At 48.7% G+C, this 355-nt stretch carries 2 tRNA genes; both read right to left on the bottom strand.

From position 1 onward, the window contains the following. Positions 1–99: 99 nt before the first annotated feature. Positions 100–189, bottom strand: a tRNA-Ser gene (locus EVJ22_RS15395). A gap of 30 nt (positions 190–219) precedes the next feature. After that, positions 220–310: transfer RNA gene (locus EVJ22_RS15390), tRNA-Ser, on the bottom strand. Positions 311–355: the final 45 nt, after the last annotated feature.

Here is a 355-nt window from a genome sequence, read left to right as displayed (position 1 = left end):
GATTAGCCACTTTTCGCTGTTTCGCCACAAACAAAAAAAGCCGCAGACCGTAGTCTACGACAAAAAAAAACGCATCTGCCTGTGCAGACGCCTAAAAAGCGGAGTTGGTGGGATTCGAACCCACGCGAGCCTTACGACTCCTAACGGATTTCGAGTCCGTCCCCTTCAGCCGGGCTTGGGTACAACTCCAAGCTGAAAAAAGTGTAAAAAAAAAGAAAGTGGAAGAGGTGGTGGGATTCGAACCCACGCGGGCTGTTACACCCCTGACGGTTTTCAAGACCGTTCCCTTAAACCACTTGGGTACACCTCCACGATGTATGCAATTGTTGAGCCTCTAAATAAAAATGGAAGAGGT

This window comes from Exiguobacterium sp. SH0S7 (assembly GCF_004337195.1).
Taxonomy (GTDB): Bacteria; Bacillota; Bacilli; order Exiguobacteriales; family Exiguobacteriaceae; genus Exiguobacterium; species Exiguobacterium aurantiacum_A.
The sequence above is the reverse complement of the archived record's forward strand: the minus strand, read 5'-3'. Positions and strand labels throughout refer to the sequence as shown.